22 protein-coding genes, 1 tRNA gene and 1 pseudogene are annotated in these 26,411 nt (G+C 43.9%); 20 read left to right on the top strand and 4 right to left on the bottom strand.

All coding sequences use genetic code 11. The features are described from left to right. Positions 1-184: transposase (locus LLF92_07240; GenBank protein MCE5340906.1), on the top strand; the 184-nt coding region annotated here is incomplete at its 5' end. A 249-nt stretch (positions 185-433) separates the two neighbouring features. Here LLF92_07240 and LLF92_07235 read toward each other — a convergent pair. From LLF92_07235 to LLF92_07225, 3 genes are read right to left on the bottom strand one after another with little or no spacing between them, the layout of a single operon-like run. Next, positions 434-667: a hypothetical protein gene (locus LLF92_07235; GenBank protein MCE5340905.1), complete on the bottom strand. Its 234-nt coding sequence runs from the start codon at positions 665-667 to the stop codon at positions 434-436. Continuing rightward, complete coding sequence (locus LLF92_07230; protein ID MCE5340904.1) at positions 664-843, bottom strand: hypothetical protein; 180 nt, start codon at positions 841-843, stop codon at positions 664-666. The genes LLF92_07235 and LLF92_07230 overlap by 4 nt, the downstream gene beginning before the upstream one ends. A 25-nt stretch (positions 844-868) precedes the next feature. Next, positions 869-1,723, bottom strand: a complete 855-nt coding sequence (locus LLF92_07225) for a hypothetical protein (protein ID MCE5340903.1) — start codon at positions 1,721-1,723, stop codon at positions 869-871. Positions 1,724-2,175: 452 nt separating this feature from the next. Here LLF92_07225 and LLF92_07220 point away from each other — a divergent pair. The 5 genes from LLF92_07220 to LLF92_07200 all read left to right on the top strand — a co-directional run bounded on the left by LLF92_07220 (position 2,176) and on the right by LLF92_07200 (position 4,209). Next, positions 2,176-2,249 (top strand) — tRNA-Met (locus tag LLF92_07220). Between the two features lie 2 nt (positions 2,250-2,251). Next, positions 2,252-2,449, top strand: coding sequence for a hypothetical protein (locus tag LLF92_07215; protein ID MCE5340902.1), 198 nt, complete (start codon positions 2,252-2,254; stop codon positions 2,447-2,449). Beyond that, positions 2,449-3,546: a phage portal protein gene (locus tag LLF92_07210; protein ID MCE5340901.1), complete on the top strand. Its 1,098-nt coding sequence runs from the start codon at positions 2,449-2,451 to the stop codon at positions 3,544-3,546. Before LLF92_07215 ends, LLF92_07210 begins: the two co-directional genes overlap by 1 nt. Then, a complete protein-coding gene (locus tag LLF92_07205) occupies positions 3,534-3,869 on the top strand; it encodes a hypothetical protein (GenBank protein ID MCE5340900.1) in 336 nt (111 codons plus the stop codon). The genes LLF92_07210 and LLF92_07205 overlap by 13 nt, the downstream gene beginning before the upstream one ends. Next, positions 3,859-4,209: a hypothetical protein gene (locus LLF92_07200; GenBank protein ID MCE5340899.1), complete on the top strand. Its 351-nt coding sequence runs from the start codon at positions 3,859-3,861 to the stop codon at positions 4,207-4,209. The genes LLF92_07205 and LLF92_07200 overlap by 11 nt, the downstream gene beginning before the upstream one ends. Positions 4,210-4,232: 23 nt before the next feature. On the opposite strand, the gene LLF92_07195 is transcribed toward LLF92_07200, so the two are convergent. Further along, on the bottom strand, positions 4,233-5,378 hold the full coding sequence (locus tag LLF92_07195; protein MCE5340898.1) for a GntR family transcriptional regulator: 1,146 nt from the start codon (positions 5,376-5,378) through the stop codon (positions 4,233-4,235). A gap of 365 nt (positions 5,379-5,743) precedes the next feature. Between LLF92_07195 and LLF92_07190 the strand changes: the two genes are divergently transcribed. From LLF92_07190 to LLF92_07125, 14 genes and pseudogenes are all read left to right on the top strand, one after another. Further along, positions 5,744-7,096 (top strand): hypothetical protein, encoded by a 1,353-nt coding sequence (locus tag LLF92_07190; protein MCE5340897.1) that lies wholly within the window; start codon positions 5,744-5,746, stop codon positions 7,094-7,096. Positions 7,097-7,170: 74 nt separating this feature from the next. Beyond that, a complete protein-coding gene (locus LLF92_07185) occupies positions 7,171-8,352 on the top strand; it encodes an alcohol dehydrogenase catalytic domain-containing protein (protein ID MCE5340896.1) in 1,182 nt (393 codons plus the stop codon). Positions 8,353-8,565: 213 nt separating this feature from the next. Further along, complete coding sequence (locus tag LLF92_07180) at positions 8,566-9,726, top strand: zinc-binding dehydrogenase (protein MCE5340895.1); 1,161 nt, start codon at positions 8,566-8,568, stop codon at positions 9,724-9,726. Between the two features lie 36 nt (positions 9,727-9,762). Continuing rightward, entirely contained in the window at positions 9,763-10,863 is a 1,101-nt protein-coding gene (locus LLF92_07175; GenBank protein ID MCE5340894.1) for a creatininase family protein, read from the top strand. 24 nt (positions 10,864-10,887) lie between these two features. Beyond that, positions 10,888-11,703, top strand: a complete 816-nt coding sequence (locus LLF92_07170; protein MCE5340893.1) for a sugar phosphate isomerase/epimerase — start codon at positions 10,888-10,890, stop codon at positions 11,701-11,703. 14 nt (positions 11,704-11,717) lie between these two features. Then, on the top strand, positions 11,718-12,644 hold the full coding sequence (locus LLF92_07165) for an NAD-dependent epimerase/dehydratase family protein (GenBank protein MCE5340892.1): 927 nt from the start codon (positions 11,718-11,720) through the stop codon (positions 12,642-12,644). Between the two features lie 28 nt (positions 12,645-12,672). Beyond that, positions 12,673-14,634, top strand: coding sequence for a hypothetical protein (locus tag LLF92_07160; protein MCE5340891.1), 1,962 nt, complete (start codon positions 12,673-12,675; stop codon positions 14,632-14,634). A 23-nt stretch (positions 14,635-14,657) separates the two neighbouring features. Next, on the top strand, positions 14,658-17,495 hold the full coding sequence (locus LLF92_07155; GenBank protein ID MCE5340890.1) for a glycosyl hydrolase-related protein: 2,838 nt from the start codon (positions 14,658-14,660) through the stop codon (positions 17,493-17,495). Positions 17,496-17,618: 123 nt separating this feature from the next. Further along, positions 17,619-19,517 (top strand): hypothetical protein, encoded by a 1,899-nt coding sequence (locus LLF92_07150; GenBank protein MCE5340889.1) that lies wholly within the window; start codon positions 17,619-17,621, stop codon positions 19,515-19,517. A 159-nt stretch (positions 19,518-19,676) separates the two neighbouring features. Further along, entirely contained in the window at positions 19,677-21,665 is a 1,989-nt protein-coding gene (locus tag LLF92_07145; protein ID MCE5340888.1) for a hypothetical protein, read from the top strand. A 614-nt stretch (positions 21,666-22,279) separates the two neighbouring features. Continuing rightward, complete coding sequence (locus tag LLF92_07140; protein MCE5340887.1) at positions 22,280-22,975, top strand: hypothetical protein; 696 nt, start codon at positions 22,280-22,282, stop codon at positions 22,973-22,975. Positions 22,976-23,124: 149 nt separating this feature from the next. Further along, a pseudogene (locus LLF92_07135) lies at positions 23,125-23,613 on the top strand (DNRLRE domain-containing protein). 27 nt (positions 23,614-23,640) lie between these two features. Continuing rightward, entirely contained in the window at positions 23,641-25,080 is a 1,440-nt protein-coding gene (locus tag LLF92_07130; GenBank protein MCE5340886.1) for a hypothetical protein, read from the top strand. A gap of 94 nt (positions 25,081-25,174) precedes the next feature. Then, a complete protein-coding gene (locus LLF92_07125; protein MCE5340885.1) occupies positions 25,175-26,392 on the top strand; it encodes a DNRLRE domain-containing protein in 1,218 nt (405 codons plus the stop codon). Positions 26,393-26,411: the final 19 nt, after the last annotated feature.

Genomic DNA, 26,411 nt, shown 5'->3' with positions numbered 1-26,411 from the left:
GTTAATGTTATGGAAGCCGTTTATTTTGAACTGGTATAAACATCCGATCAGCACTGGCAAACTGGAGGTGATGAATCGCAAGATCGGGATGTTACAACGGCAAGCCTGCGGCTACCGAGATGATGAATATCTAAAGCTCCGAATCCTGCACCTGCACAAGGCCACCTACGCATTAACCGGATGAACCATAAAATATAAATCATCTGACAATGACGCCTCTCAAGGATGGGATAATATACATCTCGCGCAGTTTCAAAGCCGTTGCAGTAACTCTGCGTCCCAAAGCAGTCAGATAGTATTTGTATGTATTGGCGATTTTCTTAATCAGGCCGTGGTTTCGCAGTCTCTTAAGAAGTCTGGATACCTGATGACCCTTTTTACCCTTGACAACTTTACGCAGGCAACGATTACTGAATCCGCTGATATTAAACTCTCAGCGAATAACAGCACTGAACAGTTCAAGGTCATTGTCGTCAAAGAGATTGAATCCTCGATAACTTCGCCGGCCGTCTTTGACCGAGCCGGATATCTTATTGAGGTCTTTGATTCCGCCGGAAGGATCATCAATAGCAGAGATAAACTCAAGATATCTGCGATTGGATGCTTTCATCAGCTCGACAAGCAGAGGCATACTGTAAATGGATTTTTTCAACGGCGCTTCTTTCATTTCCCATGTGCCGTCCCTGTGTTGCACCCTTCGGTGGTGTTAAAGAAAGAGACATCATTGGTTACAGTTTCAACTCGAAGAGCCAGACCAAACTTGTCATACATCTTGACGGCAACTTTGCCAATCCGATGTTTAATGCAAGTTCCCTCGATTCTCGTGTTAAAGTTATTGCCCATTTCATCCTCGTAGCCGCCATGAAGTTTACGGCCAAGGAATGTGGCGATATTCTATATTCTCGGGCTTAACCGAGTGAATAGCAGTGCGAACAATTTCGTCGTAGATCGGTTTGAGGTCATTTTTATGCTTGAAGATTATATCAGTGGCGTATTCGACCTGCATAAAACTCCAGTGGCAGTTGTCGGCAAAATGACGAATGATCGGACAGTATTGTTTAACGATTCCATCCAGTTGCCGATGAATACGTTTGACATTGATGTCGTCAGCAAGTTTTTGAGCTTTATCAAAATCGTCAATTTGCACAAAGACATTATCAAGCATTTGAAAATCAATCTTTTTTCTATTGAGCGCCGATGCGAGCAGATTATGTCCATTAAAATAGAATTGCAGCCGGAACGGCGCCCATGTGGGCACTCGAAGATAACACAGTCCCAAATCAGCATTAATAAAGTAAAAGTAATAATGCAGACACTTGCCGCCAACAGTCCTAAGAAAGGTTTTGTGAGTGTTTTTGTCATGCCAGGGTTCATAGGCGGTGCAGGTTTCCATCGCCGAGTAGATGTGTACCAGTCCTGGATGAGTTCCGCGTTGTGCGATAATATCGCTGATCCGGTCTTCTTTTCGGAAATTCTTTTTGTGGATAAAGTCAATTTTGAGGCCGTTATCAGTTGCGATTTTTTCAGCATTGGAACGAATTTCTTCGCGGAGCGGTTCAGCCCATTTAGTAAAGTCAAATATACGAATGTTTTTTGCGGTCAAAAACGTACTCATGCCTTGCGCATAGCAGATGCCGGGTATTGTGCCTGTAAGTACGATTCTATCAAAACAGGAGATGACTCCCTTGATTTTAGTTCTATGCCGCTCAATAAAGTTCTGCATCGTTCAAATTCTCCGTATATGATTTTTGAAAGTGAAGGATTGTCGGAGAAATGTCTGGCAGCGTAAAGAATAATTTTAACTTTTTTGGTTCCGGCTATGCCGGGTTAGGGATTGTATGTCAAAGAATGATTGGAATTATATGCTTATTGCAACTATTGTTTTTTACTAAATACCGGGATTTGGCAATAACCCTCTGCCGTTAGCAAAATATGTCAAATTCATATATACGAATTATGCGGGATATGCCCAAAAAAGTCTACATATGTAACAATTTCCATTCTTTAAGATATCACTATTGCATACCGATTTCCACATGTCATAATCAAACTTGACAACTAAATAACGCGGGTAGCTTGCGACTGATCCTCGCAGGTAATCCAGAAAATATAAAAGCCGTTCGGGGCCGAACACCCGGACGGCTTGTTTTTTTGTATTCGTGTATTTAGTTGCTTTGGCGGGATAGAGCAATGGCAGCTCGGGCAGGTTCATATCCTGGAAGATGAAGGTTCGAATCCTTCTCCCGCAATTATGACTGAAAATTTAGAAGAAAAAATAAAGGATAACGCATCCGGCCCCGCAAAAGTTTCCAGCGACGGGGTTTCCGTCGAGCAGCATCCGCTGGCAGACCAGATTGCGGCGGATAAATACCTGGCAAGTAAGAATGCGACCCAGAGAAAAGGTCTTGGTATTAAATTCTCAAAATTATCACCTCCAGGAGCAGAATAATGTGGTGGTTTGGTAAAAATAAAAAGCAAAAGACCTTTCAGTCGGCAGGACGTATCCTGCGGGCGAGGTTTGATGCTGCCCAGACCACAACTGATAATCATCGCCACTGGTTAAATGCAGATTCGCTTTCTGCTGATAGCGCTGCAAGCCCTGATGTCCGCAAAACTCTTCGTAACCGCTCTCGCTACGAAGTTGCCAATAACAGTTATGCTCGCGGCATAGTTACTACGCTTGCCAATGATGTTGTTGGCACAGGGCCACGGCTCCAGATGCTGACCGATGATGATTATGGTAACGGCATCATTGAAACAGAGTTTATGAACTGGGCTTCACAAATCCGCCTCGCTCAAAAACTTCGTACTATGCGAATGGCAAGAGCATCTGATGGTGAAGCATTCGGAATACTTTCAGTCAACCGTAATCTAAATTCTCCGGTAAAACTTGATTTAAGATTAATCGAAGCAGACCAGATTTCAACGCCGTGGTCAAAAAACTACATGTCAAACAATCAGGTAGATGGAATCGAATTCGATTCTTTTGGCAATCCTGCCGGCTATTTCGTTCTCAAAAACCATCCCGGCTCAATGTCGAGTACAGCTTTTTGTGAATATAACACTATTGATGCCGAGTCAATGATTCATTGGTTCAGGGTAGACAGGCCCGGCCAAAGCAGGGGCATTCCGGAAATCACTCCTGCGTTGCCGCTTTTTGCCCAATTGAGAAGATATACATTGGCTGTTATTGCCGCCGCTGAAACAGCCGCTGATTTTGCAGCCGTGCTTTATACGGACAGTCCGGCAAATGGTGAGGCAGCTAATTTAGAGCCGATGGATGTTGTTCAGCTTGAAAAACGAATGGCAACAACTCTTCCTGATGGCTGGAAGTTGGGTCAGATAGAGGCACATCAGCCAACTACAACTTATGGTGAATTTAAAAATCAGATTCTAAATGAGATAGCCCGCTGTCTGAATATGCCATTTAATATCGCAGCATGTAATTCATCGGGTTACAACTATGCCTCAGGCCGGCTTGACCATCAGACATATTACAAGAGTATCAGGGTAGATCAGGCGGACATAGGCACTTGTCATATTTAGACCGTATTCTTCAGGCATGGCTCAATGAGGCGATTTTAATCTCGGACTATTTGCCGCTGAACTGGCGGACTATGCGGCATTATTCACATCAATGGTTCTGGGATGGCACAGAGCATGTCGATCCAGCCAAAGAGGCAAAAGCACAGCAAATGCGTTTAGCTAATCATACTACAACTTTGGCAGATGAATATGCAAAGCAGGGCAAGGACTGGGAAGTAGAGCTTCGCCAGCGCGCCAGAGAAAAACAGCTTATGAATGAGCTTGGAATTTCACCAGAAAAACAAACAACTTCAATTATGGAGACAAACGAAGATGAAGAATAGTAAATTAAATTTAACAGCAAATTTTTCAATCGAAGCAGCAGAGGCAATTGGTGAAAATGAAAAACCCAAGAACAGGCGTTTTTCAATGACTGCATATACCGGTGGTCCGATGGCACTTGATGGCTGGAAATATCCTGTGGTCATTGACCTGCAGGGGTTGAGTACAGGCAGTTCATCGAGACCGATATTTATCAGTCATAACCAGGATATCGATGATTTGCTCGGCCAGACCGACCATGTTGACATTGTTGAAAATAATCTCATCGCTGTCGGTGAAATCCTTGGCGATTTACCTCGCGTGATGCATTCGCAGAGCTATGTCTTGATTTGCCATATCTGAAGTTTTGATCTTTGACAACGAATTTACTGTGGCTGAATTTGACAGACAGATTGGCGTACCACCAGATGAGGAATAAACTCAATTTTTTGTACCTTTTGTTTTATACCTGAAGTCAGTGTCTTGATGTTTTCAAGCAAAAGCTGTGCGGCGGTTTGTCCAATTTCAACCGCGGGCTGATGGATGGTCGTTAAAGGTACTGGGGCAAGGTATGCATGTCGCAAATCATCAAAACCGATAATTGAAATATCGTCTGGCACTTTAAACCCCATTTTTATAGCGGCCTGTTCAGCTCCGAACGCCAGAACATCGTTGCAGACAAATACCGCGGTAGGCCGAACGGCCTGTTCCAAAATCGCGGTCATCTCATGTTGTCCGCCAGTTACGGGTTCATGACCATGGTCGTAATACTCCTGTTCAACTACCAAAGATTCATCGAAAGGAATGCCGTGCTTTTGTAAACCGGCACAGTAACCGTTATACCTGCCATCATTTGCGGAATTGGATACGCCGCGTATCATACCGATTTTACGATGCCCCATTTTTACAAGATAGTCAATGGCGATAATTGCGCCTCGGAAATTGTCCGTGGATACACAATCAAGACTCAAATTGGGGATACTGCGGTCCACAAGCACTATTGGAACGCCTTGTTCATTAAGATTTTCGACTTGTGCGGCATTATCGAGTCCCCACAAAGGCAGGAGAATTATGCCGAGACTGTCGTGGTCAATACTTTGATTCAGATTAGCAGCTTCAAGTTTTGTGGTGTTTTCGGAACTGCGGATACTTAGATTGAAATCGGTGTTTTCCAGCACCTGTACGATACCCGTGTGTATTTTTGCGACAAAACGGTCATCGATACTTGGAACAATGAGACTTATGGCCTTGTTGCTGGAGCCAATTAAATTAGCAGGTCTGAATTTATTTATAGTCCGTACATAAGTACCTTTTCCGCCGATTTTCTGGATTTTTCCCAATTTTACCAATTGGTTAAGCCCCTGCCGAATAGAGCTTCGTGAAATGCGGTATTTCGTGGCAAGTTCAGCTTCTGAAGGAATTTGCTGCCCTTCTTTCAGCTGACCACTGTCGATTTTGGTCATGAGATTTTCAACCAGAGGCTGATATACGGGACAATTTTGAACTTGTTTTTTTTGTTTAACTAATTCCATAATACCATTTGCAAAATACACCTTAACATCATACCTGTTTAATTTGTAATTCTACATACAAAAGGTGTTTGTGTCAAGAAAAAACATGTATAAATAAAAGAGGGATTGCCAATTTGATTATTGCTTGCGTTGCTTAACCTCTTCTATCGTAGTGTGTTGCAATTTTATACTTTTTATTGGTAGAATATTCCCGATTAGGCTTTAAAAAAGTGAACGACAAAAAAAGAATTATTGCTTGACGCTTGTCTTCGTATGTGATAGTATATTGCACATGACTAATATACAGGTATTATGTTTATAGTGATGACGTTTTGTGTTCCTCGTTCGTTGTTTGATATTTAAGGAGTAATACAACAGTGTGTCCAATGATTAAGGCTTTTACAGTTTCGACCCCGGCATATCCGTGGGATCTTTTGGAAGAGGGTGTTGATCGTTTTCTTGATGGAGCAATTGAGCATATAGGGGCTAATGCGATTTTTTCGCCAATTTGCTATTATTGGGAAGAGGCAGCGGCGTTTTGGTGGGGAGGTGTAATGCCGCACAACAAGAAGATCAGACGGTATTTTCCCGAAGATGGCAGGTTTTTTGTTACCCCAGACTTGGATTGTTATAAGGACACAAAGATAAAACCAGATCGTTCCAAAGACCCACTGCTGGAAGGGTTTGAGTCTTTGGCGGTTTTGTCTCAAGCATGCAAGAAACGCAAGATGAATATGTCTGTATGGTTTCCAGTGTTCAAGAATCCTTACTTAGCAAGGAAATACCCGGAGTGTACTCCGATAGACATTTTTGGCGGACGGCAAAAACACGGTTTGTGCCCTAACCATCCTGATGTGATAGGTTATTATTTAGGTACAGTTCGGCAAATAATCCGCCATTATGATATCTCATCGATAGGATTAGACAAGTTCGGCATCGAATACTGGGCTGGTGGATGTTATGGCGAAGGATGGTACACCTCGATAAATAACGGGCAGGAATGGGCTGCGGATATTGATCCACAATTTTTATTGTTAAACGCACCCTGTTTTTGCGAACATTGTGCCAGGCAGGCTCATGCGTGGGGTTATGACTGGAAAAACATCAAAGACAGGATACAAGTATTGGCCGATGGCTGTCTTAAGCGGGATGCGTCAGTAACTATGAGACTGGGACAGAAAGGGTTTTTCAAAGGCGAAGCGGGACTTGCCCGTCTGTTGTTGGAAGAGCCGGAGGTTTACCAGTGGTGTCGTTTCAAGATTCAAACGATGGTGGAAGCAGCAAGACGTGTCAAGGAACTGCTTAAAGCCGAAGCTCCTCATATTACAGTTGGCGCCGGATTAGATCCATCGGTGGGAAGCAATTTTCAGAGATTTCGCCACTATGGATGGATATATGGTACAAGCATGAGAGATCTGGCAACTGTACTTGATGGCATCAGCGGCAGTTCGGGCATGAGCGCTGATGAGAAGTATTATATGCACATGATTGACAAAGAGGCAGTGGGTGATCGCTGTGAATTCCGCGGCGGTGATGTACATGCAGTTTCACCATGTGGTCCTGATGATGTGCGATCGCAAATCAAAATGTTTGACAAAGTAGGATCAACAGCCTATTGCATTTTTGGTTATACCTGGGCACCACTGGAAAATCTGCATGCTGCAAGAGATATGCTTTTTGAGATTGAACAGCGAATGCTTCAGGAGCACAGGGTGGTTCAGAAAGTAGGCGGAAGATAGCGGCTATTTTGTCAAGGTATCACGGTCAAAGCGAGTAACCCTAGTGTAGTCTCACATGGGAAAGAAAGGGATTTATGAAAGCAGTGGTTTTGTATGCAGATTGGGAACCAAAAGCAGGCTTCAGCCTCGGTTCAAAAGATGTTGATGGGAAATTGACTTATCTTGGCAGCAAGGTCTGGAAGAACCCAAGGTTGAAGATTATCGAAAAGAGTAAGCCACAAATTTTGGATACTGAAGTTCTGATTGAAGTGAAAGCCTGTGGCATCTGTGGTAGTGATGTACACATGGCCCAGCCTGATGACAATAATTACATTCTCTACCCTGGATTAACTGCTTTTCCAGTTACGCTTGGTCATGAATTCGCCGGTGTTGTTGTTGAGGCAGGCAAAAATGCTATAGATAAGGATACAGGGAAGCCGTATAAAGGAGGAGAGAAAGTTTGTTCTGAAGAAATGGTATGGTGTTCGGTGTGTAAGCCTTGCGCAGATGGTTATCCTAATCACTGCGAACTTCTTAAGGAAATAGGCTTTTCCATTGATGGGGCATATACAAAGTACATAGCAGTTGATGCGAGATATCTTTGGAATTTAAGCCAGCTTGAGAAAATGTACAGTGGAGACGATATCTTTCTGGCCGGTAGTCTGGTTGAGCCAACATCTGTGGCGTATCATGCGGTTATCGAGAGGGGCGGCGGCATTAGACCTGGGCAAAATGTAGTCATACTTGGCGGCGGCCCCATAGGAATGGCGGCGATTGCCATTTTGAAGCGGGCAGGAGCGGCAAACGTAATTCTGTCTGAGACACAAACCGAACGGCTGGAAATGGGTATAAAAATGGGGGCTACGGCTACGGTTAATCCTGCCAAAGAAGATTTCGCACAAAAAGTGCTCAAACTTACCAATGGCACGGGAGCGGATCTTTATCTTGAAGCGACTGGACTCCCTCATCAGGTATTCGGCGGAATTGAAGAATGTATCTGGAATGGACGAACATTGAATGCTGTTGTGGTTATTGTGGCCAGAGCAGATTATAAGATTCCTGTAACTGGTGAAGTATTTCAGGTTCGTAGGGCATCAATTGTTGGTGCACAGGGACATTCCGGCCATGGGATATTTGCATCTGTGATCTCCACCATGGCCTCAGGCATGGATATGACCCCCATTATTACGAAAAAGATAACATTGGAACAGGTTCCTGAAAATATTATATCATTACGCACCGACAGGACGGAATGCAAGATTACAATGGTTCAGTAACACTAATTGGTATTATTACTTGTACTTGTGTATTGAGCTGTTTGTAATTAATAGAGCCTATCTCAAAACCTCAAAAAACGCCTTTATGGCCTTGAAAACGTCAAAAAGATGGTTTTGAGATGACTTGTAGTACTAACTTTTGTTGTCTTTGGACAAAGACATGATTTTTCAGAGTGATTAGTATAAAACTACAAAATATTTTTTGAGGTTATTATGAGTCATAACAAAGTAAAGGCTGCGGTGATGACCGGGCCGGGTAGAATCGAGATCCAGAAGTTTCCATATCCAGTACTGCATGAAGAAGGGTCTATGATTGTCAGAATGGAAATGTCCGGCGTTTGCGGGACTGACAAACATACTTTTGAAGGCAGAAGCAAGCAATACGCGGGTACACCTGCTGAGACAGATACGCCATTTCCAATTATTCCTGGACATGAGAACGTATGCATAATCGAAGAGATATGTCAGAAGTCTGGAAAGAAATTTGATTTTTATGGACAGGAACTGAAAGTTGGCGATCGGATAACGATGTGTCCTGATATTATTTGCGGCAAATGCTGGTACTGTCGCAACACATTCGGTTATCCGTGGTGTGAACACATAAAGGCGTATGGAAATGCATATTCAAGCATGCAGTCTCCGTATCTTTTTGGTGGATGGGCAGAGTACATGTATCTTATGCCAGAGACATTTGTGTATAAAGTTCCTGATGGCATGAAACCTGAGGTTGCAGTTTTGACGGAGCTGTTTACGGTAAGTTATGCTGTTGACAGAGCCAAAGAGGTTTACTCGCTGGCCAACGAGGGATTCGGGGCAGGCGATACAGTGGTGGTACAGGGAGTAGGGCCTATGGGGCTTGGCTGCCTGTTGAAAAGCAGGATTCTTGGCGCAGGGGATATAATAGCAATCGATAAGAGTGATTTTCGCCTTAATATGGCGAAAGACTTCGGAGCTGATTACTTGCTGAATTTTGGTAGTAGTTCAAGAGAGGAAAGAATTGCAATAGTGAAGGAGAAGACACATGGTCGCGGTGCGGATATAGTTGTTGAATGTACAGGTTCGCCGCAAGCTCTTGTCGAAGGGCTTGAGATGCTTCGCAAGGGAGGAACATACATAGAAGCAGGCAATTTTGTAGATACCGGCACAGTGGAATTAAATGTTAATCGATATCTGTGCGCCAAAAACGTCCGGCTTATCGGAGTCAGCAACCATCCGTTTACGCATTATGGGCCGGTATTGAAACTGATGGATAAATATTCGAAGATGTTTCCTTTCGATAAAGTTGTTACTCATCGCTACAAAATAGATGAGGCCGAGGCTGGACTGAAAAAATCAGTTGAGCTGGATACGATGAAAGTGGTTATAGAGCCTTAAAAAAATATTACTGTGTAAAATATGGAGAATTGATCAATGGATAACAAAAAACGATTATCAACCAATCAGCCTGATTTGTTTTTTGAGAATAATACAGTAGGCCGAATGAAGAAGGATATATGGGAAGCCAGCGATTCACAAATTGATGCTATTCTGGCAGAATATGGTATACCATCTCCGCCGGAGTGGACCAAACCCGGTTCTTATATTCAGACTACCGTTCGCCATGAGATAGCGGCTAATCGCAGAAAAAATGATATTGTATTGATACCCGTGGGATGTACAGAAAATCATGGGGAACATACCATCAGTGCTATGGACACGTTGTTTGTAACCGGTATTTGCGAGGGAGTGCGAAGATATACTGCCAAACAAGGGAAAGCTGTCAATATAGCGTTGCCTCCTCTGATGTATGGATGCCATCCCTATCATCATATCGGTATGCCCGGGACGGTGATTGTACGCGAAGAAGTGGCGATAGAGCTGCTCAATGATGTGATGCTGGGATTGTGGAACGATGGATTTCGCAAGCAGATTATTGTTAATAACCACGGTCAGTTATGGGTGCTTGAAGCTGCCATGCAAAGATTCTGTAAGAGGTACCAGTTACCTGGTATTTATCGTGTAATTGACTGGCATCGCGCGGTGCGTGAATTTTTCAGAACCAAAGAGCATGGCGGTAAGTTTGATACGACGTTTGTTCATGCCGACGAGTCGGAAACATCTCTTGGGCTTTTGTTATTTCCGGATATGGTACATATGAACCATGCTGTGGATACAGAATCGCGATCGTACTTGCCGATTGGCCATATGGATACTTCGGTTGACGCCTATGGCAGGCCGAGTAGATGGTCCGAGTGTGAAGGACATGCACCAATAGAAATTGCAGGGACGCCTGAAGGAGTTGTAGGCAAACCTACGTTGGCTACGGCTGAAAAGGCAAAACGCCCCTTGGCAGCAATTCTTAGCTACATCAGACTATTGGTGGAAGAAATTTTGGAAGTCTTTCCTCCCGGTCAGGTACCGCCAGTGGAAGAAGTTACCTTGCGAACGGCAAAGGAGATGAAACCATACTTACAGGAACCAATGAGTCCTGGCTGGAAGTCGGTATATGGATTGCCTAAGGTAGGAATGTAAAAGTATTGTCAGTAGGGAGCTTTTATGAAGTTGAGTATAGTAATATCCACGCACCCGACAGATTTTTCCGCGTTGGCCTATAAGGGTGATTTTGAGGCTGGTTTGAAAAATGCCTCGCAGCTTGGTTACGATGGTGTTGAGTTAGCAATACGAAATCCTGCTGATGTTGATTATGACCAATTGGTTTATTTGCTGCAGGAATATAGGCTGGAGTTGGTGGCACTTGGGACAGGGCAGGCTTATTTGCAGGAAGGTTTAAGTTTTTCTCATCCCGCAGAATCTGTAAGATGTCAGGCAGTTGCACGGGTTAAACAACATATCGATTTAGCCTCACGCTTTGGTGCCAAAGTGATAATAGGGCTGCTACGAGGCAATGTTGAAGCCGATATGGATAAATCACAATGCCTGGGATGGATGAAAGAGTGTTTTGTGCAGTGTCTTACATACGCCGCGAAGAATGACACGACAGTGGTAATCGAACCTCTTAATCGGTATGAAACCAATCTGATAAATACCGCCGGAGAAGCTGTTGAGCTGATTAAGGAGCTGTCTTTTCCCAACTTTCAATTATTGCTTGACAGCTTTCATATGAATATTGAGGAGGTTTCGATAGAAGAAACTATTCGGAATTACGCCGCCTATATCGGTCATGTGCATGTGGCAGATAGTAATAGATGGGCGCCAGGTTTTGGTCATCTTGATTTTTCAAAAATTATCGCTGCATTGGAAAAAGCCGGTTTTGTCGGGTATCTTTCCGCAGAGATAATTCCTCAACCTGATCCTGATATTGCAGTTCGGCAAACTCTGACCTGCTTAAAGCCTATGATTCACGTATTATAAAGAAAGGTAAACAAATGAGAAAAGTATTAATGTTGGCAGGAGCCGGCTGGCTCGGACATTGCATCGCTAACAAATTGAGCAACTATGGTGAAAAAGTAACCGTGGTTCACATGTCCATGGATGAACGATTTGTTCGGTACATGAATGCTGATATTGCGCATCGCTTGGGCGATACCCGTGATGAAGCGGTGTGCCGGCTTGCGTTAAAGGAAGTCCAGCCAGATGTGGTTATTAATGTGCATCCCGACCCGAATCTGATAAAACAGAATTACCAGATATTTGGGGGGCATGTTTTACATTATCTGCACTGCAGTTCCGCAGGGGTCTATGTGCCTACCGGGAAGATTCCGGTTAGTGAAGACGCCCCAACATACGCCATTGAAAAATTCGGCGGGGCATTTATTGCCAAGAAACATTCGGATGAGCAGGCAATGGCATTGCACAATCTGAAACATTTTCCTGTGACTATTATTCGCCCCGGTGTTATTTTGGGCAAGGGCATGATACCGCTCGAATTGTGGGGGCTGCGTAATCCGACTTTCTTTAGGCAGATACGCGACGGCAAGGTGGTGCAGGTATCCGAACAAACCGACGTGGCTATCAGTGCTACCTATGTTGAGGATGTCGCGGAGATTTTTGCACAAGCGGTTTTGCAGCCTGACAAGAGTCGAGGGCAGATTTTTAATGCAATTTCATGGAATGCTACGCATGAAAGCTATTTAGCAGCCATTGGTGAGGCTTTGGGCGTAAAGCCCAGAGTGGAATATGTTCCTACCAAGACTATTATTGACAGTCATATCAGCGACCCTGCATTTTCTCTGCCTGACTATGAGTTTTTCATGGCGAATCTTGCTGTTAGCGGCCAAAAGGCTGTTAATGTTTTAAAAGTGCAAACTGAATCCCTTGTAAAAATCATCAGGGGTTCTCTTGATTCATTATGACAATAAACTTTAAAAGGGAAATAATAGCATGCATTGGATTGATTGGTCTATAGTTATTGTGATGTGCTCTTTCCTGACCCTGACTGCTATAGGCACCATGGGATTAATGCGCAGTGTGGCAGATTTTCTAGCAGCAGGACGGTGTGCGGGACGATACCTGCTCGCAGTTTCAGGCAATATGGTCTATCTCGGCGCCATTACCATTGTGGCAAATTTTGAGGTGTACTACCAATCGGGGTTTTCGGCCGTTTGGTGGAGCCTGATGCTATTGCCGGTAGGATTAATCATATCGCTTTCTGGCTGGGTAATATACCGCTACCGCCAAACACGCGTCCTGACGTTGGCACAATTCTTTGAAGCTCGTTACAGCAGGAGCTTTCGTATTTTTGGCGGATTATTGGCCTTTATTTCGGGTGTAATTAACTTCGGGATATTTCCGGCGGTTGGGTCGAGATTTTTCATTTATTTTTGCAATCTTCCGACCGATATCACTATTCCTGTTGTAGGAATGGAAATCTCGACATATTTTATAACGATGCTACTCTTAGTGTCTATCTCGGTATTCTTTGCACTGGCTGGTGGCCAAGTGGCGGTTATCATAACGGATTTTGTGCAGGGAATCCTTGGTATGATCTTGTTTGTTGTAGTGATGGCGGCCATCTTAATAACATTTTCATGGAAACAAGTGTTGACGGGCTTACAAATCGCACCGGATGGCGCGTCTCTTTTGAATCCATTTGACATGAGTAATACGCCCGATTTTGATATACCCTACTTTATGATAGTGTGCGTATTCATGCCTATCTATCTTGCTATGGCATGGCAGGGGACTCAGGCGTACAACGCCTCTGCCCGTAATCCACATGAAGCCCGAATGTCAAATGTTTTAGGAGCATGGCGTCTGGTAGTTCCCAGCTTGTTTGTCTTGTTGCTGGCTCTGAGTGCCTATACGTTTATGCATCACCCCGATTTTGCAGCCAAGGCCGCACTTGCCAATGATGCGTTGGCCGGTATTGATAATGAAATGATACAAAAACAGATGACGGTTCCAGTCGCCATGCGATATTATTTGCCAACAGGAATAATGGGGGCAATGTGTGCTTTAATGGTGGCGGCTTTTATAGGCAATCATGAATCTTATCTCCATTCTTGGGGAAGTATTTTCATTCAGGATGTGGTCATGCCTTTAAGAAAAAAACCATTAACACCGCGGCAGCATTTAAGTTTGCTCCGCTGGTCAATTGTGGGGGTCGCAGTTTTTATTTTCATCTTTAGTCTTCTCTTCCGTCAAACAGATTACATAATGATGTTCTTCAATGTTACGGCGGCAATTTTCCTTGGTGGTGCAGGATCGGTTATTATTGGTGGTTTATACTGGAAGAGAGGCACAACAGCCGGTGCATGGAGTGCGATGATCGTAGGTTCAATACTGGCGGTTTCTGGAGTTGTGATCAGTCAGATTTATCCCAAATTTTCGCTCAACGGTACTTGGGTAATGTTCATTGCCGGTATCTCATCGATAGCGGTCTATATATTGGTGTCGCTGTTGGGTGGAAAGAAAAAGGAATTTAATCTCGATCGGATGCTCCATCGTGGAATCTATGCTGACCCAGAGGAATCGCAGCCAGAAAAGTTGGAAACAACAAGATTTTGTAAAGTTTTGGGCATGGGGCCGGAATTTTCAGTAGCTGACAAGTGTATCTACGTCGGTGCAATTCTGTGGACGATAGTGTTTTCAGCCATTTTTATTTTTGGTTCTATCTACAGCATGTTTGTACAAGTCACGACCGACAGTTGGGCCAAATTCTGGCATATTTATATTATATTCCATTTCGTTGCGGGCTTAATAATAACGGTATGGTTCATAACCGGAGGAATGGTTGACCTCAAGTACATGGTGCATACCTTGCGTACGCAGGTAAGAAATGACAAAGACAATGGAAGAGTGATTAAGGAAGACGAACAAGTTGACAATAAAGAGCAAAATTGAAAAATAGATTTTGGACTAATAAAATGAAAGATGATCAGAAGTTTATTGGGTATGTTGTGCCGCATACGCATTGGGATCGCGAATGGCGATATCCGATGTGGAAAACCAGAACATTGCTGGTTGAGTTCATGGATCAGCTGCTTAATATTCTTGAGACAAATCCGGCTTATAAAAGTTTTATCTTAGATGGTCAATTTGCACCTATCGAGGATTACCTCGAGGTGAGGCCAGATAGTAGAGACAGGATAAAAAAACTTGTGAAAGATGGCAGGATAGCTATCGGGCCGTGGTATACGCTCCCGGACCTTTATCCCGTTGACGGCGAATGCCTTGTTCGAAATTTGCTCAAAGGTATAAGGCTCAGTCAGGAATTCGGGAATTGCCTCAAGGTTGGGTACACGACTTTTGGTTGGGGACAGACTGCCCAGTTCCCACAGATATATAAGGGCTTCGGTTTCGATTTCATTATTACAGCGAAAAAAGTTTCTGAAGAGCGTGCTCCTGAAAGTGAATTTTTCTGGGAATCCCCTGATGGAACAAAAGTTTTGACCACCAGACTAGGAGAACTTGCTCGCGCTAATTTCTTTCATAGAGTATATATTCCATTGAAATTTGGTGTAGACTGGTTATCTGAAGATTATGTCTTTGATCCTACCATTGCAGGTATTGCCAGTCACCAGGCTAATTTTGAAAAACGCTACGATGATTATTTTGTAATTCAAAATAAGGATTCGTATCATCCGCAGAAACTCAAGGAACAGATGCTTCAGGCATGGAACGGTACCAATGCCACAGTTGTCCAAAGCAGGCGTTTATTTCTAAGTGGATGTGATTTTTCAACTCCGCAGCCTGATATAACCAAGATTATTGCCGATTTAAACAAATGCTTCGATGATAAGAAATTTGTACACTCCCGGCTTGAGGATTATATTGCCGCTGTAACAGAGCAACTCGATCCGGCTACCGTAAGAACTATTAAGGGTGAATTGCGGGATGGCCCACCCTGTTTTTGTTCAGCAAATGCCTTGGCCTCGCGCATTGTGATCAAACAACTCAATAAAAAGGTACAGAACATAATCCTGCGTAAAACAGAACCGTTGGCTTCGATGTTGTTGATGCTTGGCGGTGAATATCCCAAGGTGTTCCTTGATCTGGCTTGGAAATATATTTTCCAATCGCATCCGCATGACTCCATAAACGGTGTAACGCAGGATAAGACAGCAAACGACACCTTAAACAGATTGGATCAGGCGTTAGAAATCAGTGAAGTTGTATACGAGCAGCTCACGGCCGAAATCATAAAACAGACCGATTTTTCACATTGTGAAGAGAATGAAAATGTTCTTGTTGTGTTTAATCCACTGCCTTACTCTGTTCGCGATGTTATTTTGGTTTGTATTGATACGCCGCGGCAATGGGATGCTTGGGATATAGTCTTGAAAGATTCGCAGGGCAATGAGATAACAGTGCAGACAATATCGCGACAAGAAGCTATTGTTGCTGTTCATGACCTTAACTCAAGGCCATGGCCATATTATGTGGATCGGCATACATGTTACATTGATAGTGGAGAGGTAGCCGCTTTATCACATAAAATATTTCGGATCTCCACGAAAAAGAAATTCTACCGAAAGGCGATGGTGTGGCCGCCGATGAGAGAGAGTTCAGGTAATGAACTCTCGAAAGCCGTAAATACGCTCGAAAATGAGTATCTCAAGGTAAGCATTGACGAAAATGGCACGTTGAGCATTTTTGATAAGGCCAATGGCCGTTCGTATTCAGGTCTTCATTATTTTGAAGACGCTGGGGATATTGGAGACTACTGGTCGTATTACCCAACATATCAAAGTAAGATATGCAGCAGTCTCGGAGCAAAGGCAAATATAAGCTGTGAGCAAAATGGTGATCTTGTCAGCACTTTACTGGTTGAAGTAAAAATGGAAGTGCCAGCATTTGCTCACAGGCCAGAGTATGGAATCAGGGGTGAAAGCAGAAGAGCAGATCAGAATGTTGAATTATGCATTACCTCACACATTACGCTTAAACGCGGTTCCAAAAGAGTTGATATTAAGACCAATGTCAATAATACGGCTGCGGATCACAGATTGCGTTTGATGTTCCCAACCGGCATCAAAGCAGAGCATGCGTGCGCATCAGGTCATTTTGCAGTTGATAAACGACCGATTGTGCCGCAAAAGAATTCTGAGGGATTATTTTATCCCGAAATGCAGACACTTCCCCAACAGCATTTTGTAGATATTTCGGATGAGATGCATGGTTTGGCAATAGTGAACAACTGCCTGACAGAATATGAGGCGCAGAATGATGATCGCTCCACCCTAGCCCTTACACTGTTTCGCAGTGTGCGAAATCTCATTTGTACAGACCTGCGCAATGAGGTGTCCTATCCACAACAGCACGGCGGGCAATGTAAAGGTATGTTGGAATTCGAATATGCTATTTATCCGCATGAGGAAAACTGGGAACGCGGAGGTCTTTATCGACAAGCAGAAGAGTTTAATGTTGAGATAACCGCAGTACAAACAACGGCACACAAACAAGGCAAGTTACCTGCCGAAACGAGCCTTTTATGCGTACACCCCGAAGGTTTGATAGTCTCAGCCGTTAAGAAAGCTGAAGACAGGAATTCACTTATAGTACGCGTTTATAACCCAACAAGTCAACAATTAACTGGCGAGATTAAAACTTGGATTGTACCCCAGCACGCTTATATAACCAATCTGAACGAAGAACGCATGGGTACTCTGGTTATTAATTCATCTGGCGGTGTTATAATCAATGCTGGCGTAAACAAGATAGTAACTGTTGAGTTGGAGTTTAGTTCGGAAAGTACAAAGTGAATCGTAGATGTATATTGAAAAATATAAAAGGCGGTGGTGACCTGACTTCAGTGTTGTTGTACGATCGCGAACTTAACCACGAAATGATTTTTCAAAGAAAATGTTGACGTAAAGGAGTTTATTATGACCAGGGTATTCAGTTTTCTTTCAAATGCCATCATTATTCTTGGTATTCTATCGATTGAGGTAAAAGCTGAAAATAGTAAATGCTTTCAAAAAGAAGCAAGCCTTTCTATTGTCGTTTCCGAAAGGAAAATTTGGCCGTTTGTTACTCAAAAGGTGTATTCTGATGGTACGGTGAGATTGTTTGTTGAGGATAGGGATGGAGGTAAGAAAAAAGATGAACCTCTGACCTTCATTCGTTCACCTGAGCCTGCTAACCTGGAGCCTGAATATCATAGTGAAGATTATAAAAGGGGATATGTAGTTTTTGTCCCCAAAGAACAAGATGGTGTTTTGCCGGAGTATCGTCCTGCCACATCTGAAATCAAAAATGAAATAGATATCTTTGCAAGTCCGGGGGAATCCGAGCCAGTAACTTTTTGCGTGCGGCCATTAAGAGATATTGGTAGGGTATCAGTGGAAGTTATGGGAAAAGACCGGATTTTGCCATATACAGTTTATGTTGTTCGCCCCAGCGTTGAACAAACAGATTACAGTTCTACTGTATGTCGCTGGACAACGAAATGGATTGAGTTTACAAATATTGCGAATTCTTCGGAAAAACAGAATCTTGAATTTGTGGTTGACATCAATGTGTCTGAAGATACGCGATCGGGAGATTATACAATACCGATTAAAATTCATGCTGAAAAAGGCGGAGAAAGTCAGTTCCTGGTCAATCTAAAAGTTCTTCCCGTGAAGCTTGCACCTTCGATGCCATGGGGAATTTTTGCGTATGCCTCGGCGAGAGATGAGAATGGTCTTTTAAGCACGTTCAAGATTCTGCGTCAGTATGGTGTGACAGGAGTTGTTATGTCCTATACTGTTTGCCCCAATTCGACTGTCAAACCGGTTTACCCCAATTCGATTTTCAAACCGGATGGGAAGGTAGATTTATCTGCATATGATAGGTCGTTGAGCATTTATCGAAAAGCCGGTTTTGTGGATCCTCCAATAATTTCGATGGAAAGCCTTTTTGGCGACATTGCTGCAGCCAAAGGAAAGACAGCGGAGTTTAAAATTGCTGAAGGCAATCCCGGAATCAAAGCGGATGATATCCCTGATGACATTCGCGAGTTTTCAAAGAAGATTGTACGTCGTATATATGATTATTCAATCAAACAGAAATGGCCTCCGTTTTATGTGTATTTTGCGGACGAACCGTTAAAAGGCATACCTGTTGGTGAAAAAGCAAGATTTATGCTTGGGGTTGCAAGAGAATGTGCGCCGGAATTGCAAACTGCCAGCACTATTTACACACTTGAATCCCTTAAATACTTTGGGAATGTGGATTTAGATATTGCTAATTACATCCACCCTTGTGCTAATGCTGATTCAAATCGCCGTTGGCACGAAGCTGTTAACAAATTATATGGAATAGACTTTATAGGTGGATATGATACATTATGGCAAGTGCGGCAAATGGCGATGCTGGCAGAAAAAGGAAAATTGGAAGGGATGAGATTCTGGCTTGAAACACCGATAAGCAAAATGGAGGGAGAATTTGAGCCATACTATTTTTTGAAATATAGTTGGAAAGGTGGTCCATGGATTGCGGAGTTTTCAGATGGACGCAAGTTTAATAGTATGGCCTTTTTGGGTCTGCGAGAAGGTGCGGATGACTCACGTTACATCAGGACCGCTGTTAAGGCGATCGAAGACACAAAAATATCATTTGATTCACATGAAAAAGCGATAGGCGAAGCGGCTGAAAAGAAACTTGTGAAGATAATGGAACGTATTCCATGGGTTCAGGAGGCGAATGCCAGCTATGAATGGTCAAATTATAGTGCTTGTATTGTTCGGAAGGATATCGCTCAGTTAATCATGGAGTTACAAAATACCTTAAAAGATAAATAGATATAACTTCGCGGCAATGCCACAAGTAGCCGTCGAGTCCAATGGTTGGATTCGAAAACATTGTGCAACAGACCCTCTAAATATCAGTTTGAAGGTTTCCAAACGCATTTATGTTGCGTCTGAAACCACTATCCCTTATCTGTAAAGGAGACTAATGCAATGTTAAATTACTCTTTACAATTCCACAGTACATTCACGTTCATTAAAGGAATTCTCTGGCCATTGTTGTTCTGTTTCTGTTTGATATTTCCAGCCAATCATGCTCCTGCTTCCGAAAAAGCACAAGTCGATGGCAAGGACTACACCGAAATTCAGCTCGAAAAGGAGGTGCTCGAACGAACCTACCAAGACGGCCGCAAGTCCATCATCGTTGAAGGGAACGAATTCTTCGACAAGACGCCCAAGGAAGAGGCCGACTTCTCTCCAACTACAATGGAAGTTGACTTGGGTTACGTGGTATTCTCCAAGTCTGGCCGTGTTGGCATGTTGCCCGAAACGAAACCAAGCAAACAAGAGCGTATCGATTGTCTATCAATCTTTGCCTGCCCGGGCGAATATGAGCCTGCGAGTTTTGGCATATATGCCATTCGCGACTTAGGCAAGGTTCGGTTCTCAGTTGGACAGCTTGTCACGGATTCCAACCAGATGCTACCTTTCGAAGCTGTCGAAGTCCGGGTGGTCAAGTCCGTCATTCAGCGGTACACCCTGTATCCCGAGTTCAAGGCCTATCAGATGACCCCGTGGCTGCTTGAACCCGCAAGAGAGGCGGCTTCCCAGCCAGAGCAGACCTTGCAGATTTGGCTGAGCGTGTACGTACCCCAAAACGCCCAGCCGGGGCTGTATAAGACCAAGGTTCTGATCATCCCACAGAATGCCGAACCCACGGAAATTCCGTTTGTGGTCGAGGTGTTGCCGCTGAAGCTATCACAGCCGCTGGACTGGGGAATGGTTCTCTATGCACAGGGACCTAACTGGGACCCCCTTACGCCAAGCATTGCCCAAGAAGCGATGAACTGGTCGATGATACTGCGGGACATGAAGTTCATGCGTGGAAAACTCGGCCTGACATCTCTGATGCTCGAAGCACAAAATGGAACGCTCAGGCTTAAGTTCAACGACAAAGGCGAGTGGGACATCGACTTTGGCTACTACGACAAGATCGTGGATTTATACAAGCAGGCCGGTTTCCCAAATCCTCCCATCGTCGCAATGAGCCACCTCCCAACCTTTGTCATCCGGGCGGTGGGGGCAGAGAAGGATTTCCCCCAACGGGTCGATGATCGAGGATTCAGTGCCATTTATTTAGAAGCCGACAAGTTTCCACAGGATATGGCTGACAAACTCGGCAAGGTTCTGCGCAATATATACAATCATTCACTGGAGGCTAACTGGCCATCCTTTCACATCTATTACGTCGATGAGCCTGTAGGTCCGGGCTGGAAGTCCGAACAGGCGAAGATACTCTTTTCCTTGAGCAAGAAGGTTGCCCCGGAGATGCAGACGGCCTCGACTCTCTACGCATTCTCGTGGTTTGAGCCCGTCGAGGACTGGATCGACCTTGATATCTGTCACATGGCTCATTGCCTAAATAACGCGGCAGCCAATCGAGCCTGGCGAAAAATCTCGGGCAAACATGACTGCAAACTCTACGGGATATCCTGGTTCATCGGAGAAGCCGATTTCTGGGGCGTCAGAAGGCTTACTTTGCTTGCGGAAAAGGGGCAGATGGATGGCATAATGGAGTGGGAATGGGCAGCAGGCGATCTCGGCAAGGTGCCTTACTATACTGACAGATATTTCTCCCTGAGAGGAGAACTGAAGGATGCGGTTTTCATCTACCGCGACCCAAACGGTGCCGACCCCACCACCATAACGACAATGACTCTCGAAGGAGTTCGCGAGGGAATCGACGACAGCCGGTATCTCAGAACCCTGCGGAAGCTGATCGATGAGGGCAACATTGAAGGCGGCAAAGTCGGAGACCTGGCGAGACGTGCCCAGTTATGGCTCGACCGAGAGATGGAGACTATCCCATGGATGTCCGACGCAAAGGCCTATAGGGATCGGTGGACGAGTGTAGATGCCGATGGAATGAGAAGAAAAATGGCTAATTGGGCGATCAGGTTGCAAAACGCCTTGGCTGAATAAGTGGGGACAGAAAGCGTGTAAATCCATTCATACAAAACAGTATGAGATGTAAGCTTGTCAATAATAACTTACAATTTAATCGGCTACCTCAAAAACTAATAACAATTTTTTTCGTGACTTTTGTTTTATTTAATATTATAATACAGGTATTGTATGCATGTATTGTATTTGAACGAGGAAATATCATAAGGATAGTTTTGAGGTAATCTTTCGCTTTATGCAGTTCACTGCAGGGAAACGCATTTGTCCCTCAAAGTGAAAACGGAAATCCGAGGATTTCAACTGATTGGCATTCGATTTGCGATATATCCGTGGCTTTGTGTGCAAAGTTTTTAAAGAATTTTGGGGCAAATCCATTTATGTAAAACAGTACAAGAGGTATCAGCTTGTCAATAAACAACTTACAATTCAATCGACTAACTCAAAAAAAACAAATAATGATAATTTTTTTCTTGACTTTTGTTTTTGTTTTAATATATAATACAAGTATGAAAGACAAGTGTATTTTACATTCAGATTTATGCAGAGTACCATGAGTGAATGAGAAAGCGTTGAAATAGAAGGTGTGTTGCTTTCTGTAATTTTTTAAAGTCATTTTTTTAACGGAGGAATGTATGAAAAATGTAGTAGTGGTTTTTTGTGTTGTTGTGATGGCGATGTTTGGAATGAATGTTGTCCAAGCTACTGTAGGTGATGGTGTGGCTTATGCAACCTTGGATGGAAGTGTTTCATCTTGGGATCAGGCAGACACAGTGGGTAAGACTTCGACTGTGTTGGCCCTGATGGACGGGGTGTTCGCTGGCGAAAGAATTACTCACACGTATATTCGTTTTGATATGCCGACACTTGCCCCTGGGGAATATTTTGAAAGTGCTACTTTGAAGATTTTCTCAACTGGCTTCTGGTGCTGGACATCTGATCCTTGGACTACTCAGGCTGCATTCCGTGTTTGGAAGAATAATGATTGGACCAGCGCTACAAACTGGCCTACTCAGCCGACGAAATTCCAGTTGCTGGCTTGGCCATTAACGAATGACGGAGATCTGATTGATACCCAGTATTATGGCAAGGATACCGACAACTCATGGCTTAGTTGGAATGTGCTGAGCGCAATGGAAAGTGGCGTAGCGCTTGGACTGGTCATGGATGTTGACCGTGATTATACTGGTGGCGGCGGCGGTATCTGGATGAATGCTATTGAGACAGAAGCGGGGCCGAGAATCGAATACACCATAGTTCCTGAGCCAGTTACAATCAGTTTGTTGCTGGTAGGCAGTGTTTTAGGCCTTCGGTCAAGACGCACGAATTAAGGATTTTTTAGCGCACATGCCTGAACATTTAAGGTTCAGGCATGTGCTAAAATGTGAAAGGAAGAATCAGATTCCGAAGTTTCTGATTTTTAAGGTGTCTTTGTGTACGTAAATACTCTATTAAGCGTTTTAGTTAGCGGAGGTAGATGATGAAAAGGATTACAGGTTTTTTAGTTTTGGTCGCGTTGCTGTTGAGAGTTGCCAATGCTGCTGTTGACCCATGCGTAACCGTGCTATCGAGTTTAGACGCATGGTGTGATACTTGGAAGAATCACAGTGGGACATCGACGGTGCTATGGTTAATGGATGGGGCTGAAGCTGGCGAGAGAATCGCGCATACATATCTTAGGTTTGATCTACCAACGCTTAATTCCAATCAGACCTATACCTCGGCCAAGTTGAGGATTTGGCCGACTGGTTACTATTGTTGGACCGGGGACCAATATGATACGGTGGCGGAATTTCGTGTTTGGCAAACTAATAATTTGTGGACCAATGATGTTAATTGGGTCACACAACCAACAAAGTTTCAGCTAAGTACATGGCCATTGGTCGATGAAGGCGATCTGGTCGATACAAAAATAATTGGGTATAGTGATACAGGCGCATGGGTAGACTTTGATGTACTCGATGCGATGGAAAGCGGTGGCACTATCAGTTTTGTCATGGATGTGAACCGTGACTATTCGGGTGGCGCTGGCAGTGGCGGATGGTGGGCATGTACGTTTGAGGAAGGCAGGGGACCGAGAATAATGTATCAAACCGAGTCGCCGACTGATTATCCAATGGGACCTGCCGTGACGCCGGACGGCGTTCCTTTCTTCCCATATGGCTGGTGGTATAACGTTGAGGCTGGGCAGGATGGTCCCACGATTGACGCGGCATTTGCTCAAATGCAAACATTAGGAGCAAATGCGGTCATAGTTGCCAATGGACCTGCTTTTAATAAATCACTTCATGATACATATCTTTTCTATGCAAAAAAATATGGGCTAAAAGTAGTTTTTGGAATTTCAGGGGGTGAGGTCGGTCGCCTGAACAGAGGTCTGTTAGTGGACGACAGAGAGGCTATGCAGGCGATCGCATCCGATTGCCATAATGCGAATTTTCTGGGGTATACTGTAGGTGATGAATTGCTTGATAGCGCATCTGTACCTACTGTTGAGCAGCAACAGTGGATAGCGGATCAGGCGCATAGCTGGAAACCAAAGACAATGGTCTTTCAGAATTGGGAGACAACACAGGCCGAGGCAGATTACAATGATCGTCTTACCACTGTTGACACTGTTTGTTACGACCGTTATCCAATTGCGTATAGTACACCAGTGATGAATTACAGCACTTTAACCAGTTTGATAAGCCAGGTTAACGAGCACAAACAGAATTCTACTATAAGTCAAATGCTCCGCGGTTTATTGCTCTGTTCTCAGGCAGTCGGGAATGATTTTTCATATGGCGGCCAGACGAATTACTATCGCTATCCGACATTAAATGAGCAGAGATACATAACCTGGTCATCAGTTGCGTCGAATTATATGCGTGGTATGTACTATTTTGAATATAATGACCTTGCTAATCAGTCTACAGCATATCAGAATTTTCTGACTAATGTGATGGGACCTCTGATGCAGGAACTTCGCTTATTGGAGAATGGGCTTGAAACAGGTTACGATGTAGGAACTGTAACGACGACCTATGATGCCAATTTGTGGAGCGGTAAGACTGTTAAACAGGTTGGAAAATTACTTGTTAAGGACGAAACAGGCTATTATCTTATTTTAGCCAATAATATGAGCAGTTCCGCTACTGTCAATGTGAGCATTTCGAATCTTCCGGTAGCCTTAAACAGTTTGACTGCAACGCTCGTTAATGAAACCGGTACTGGCAAAGATACGCGGACACTAACACAAGTATCGGGCACATATACGATGAGTATTCCAATGACAAGTCTTGATGTCGATATTTACCATCTTGAAGTAGCACACTGTTCTACATCGCTTGCTGGAGATATTGATGGGAACTGTGTGGTTAATTTCGAAGATTTTAGTTTGATGGCGTCACAGTGGTTGCAATGTAACTGGAGCGATTCAAGCCAGTGCCATTAATGGTGAGTACCGGGAGTTACGATTTTTTGGCATGAAAGGAACAAACATGAAAATTAAAAAGTTATTGATATTAGGAATTTCAGTAGTAGCGTTGATGAGCTTTAACTTAAGCTACGCTTTTGTAACAGATGTTAATCAGGATTGTTATGTTGATAGTTGGAACCCCACGACAAATAACAACAATATCTACTTGATTGCGGGTAATTACGAAGAGGGGCGAAACTGGTGCTCGTTGTTTAGTTTTAAACTGCCAACGCTTGCTGACGGGCAGGGATTTGCGGGCGCATATTTAGGTTTGACGCAAGGTGGAAGCGGGGGTGGTGATACGAGTCTTCTGCTTGCAATGCCGATATTGACCGTTACCGGCGCATGGACTGAGACTACCTGTACTTGGAACAACAAACCGACGACGGGCAATTTAGTTGCTGTTGTCGAGTCAGGCCCAGGATATAACGGCGAATATCTTCGTACAGACGTCCATAAAGCGGTTGTAGATGCCGGAAGCGGCGGTACGCTCAATGTTATGATAGGAAGTGCTACCCTCCAAAAGAACTTAGCGACCCGGCAATGGTATTCGAAAGAACAGGGTTGGAAGCCTCATCTGGCGCTTTTGATAGGCCCTGCTCAAAGGATGGTTTCGGTTGCTCCGACTGACGATTGCTATGTGTACAATTGGAACTATGGTGCTGTATACAACAGTACATATTTAACTGCCGGTTACTGGGGTCAATATTATCAATCGTTGCTTAAATTTACCCTGCCGACAATTGCGGCTGATGAGGTTGTGACTGCGGCAAAACTGAGCTTGTACCAGTTTGGCGTAATGAATTCAGGCGCTGCCGGTGATGTTAATAATATGGTTGAATTTCCGATACGGGAACTCAACAGTTCTTCATGGAGCGAGACTACTTGCGCGTACAGGAATATGCCGTCCAAAGGAGTACAGATAGGAACTTTAAGAACGTGCCAGAATTACAATGCCAGAAGAATATCCACAGATGTGGTTCAGGGTGTAGAGAATGCTGGTAGTGGCGGTACGCTGAGTATAGTGATTGATAATTTAACCAGTTCTTTGTGTCCCAAATGGTACTCTAAAAACTATGTACCTGACTCTTATTACAATGGTATCCCAAATGCGACTGACTATTTTGCTCCGCGTCTTGAGCTGACAATTGTTAAACAAGGAGCACAATGTACATCAGTGCTTAATGGCGATGTCAGTGGGGATTGTAAGGTTAATTTTGTAGATGTATACCTTATGGCACAGGACTGGCTGCAATGTACGTGGAATGTTTCGACGATGTGCCAATAGCATGATGTTGAATGCAGGG

It is taken from the genome of Planctomycetaceae bacterium (genome assembly GCA_021371795.1).
Classification (GTDB): domain Bacteria; phylum Planctomycetota; class Phycisphaerae; order Sedimentisphaerales; family UBA12454; genus UBA12454.
This window is presented reverse-complemented; position numbering and strand designations above follow the sequence as displayed.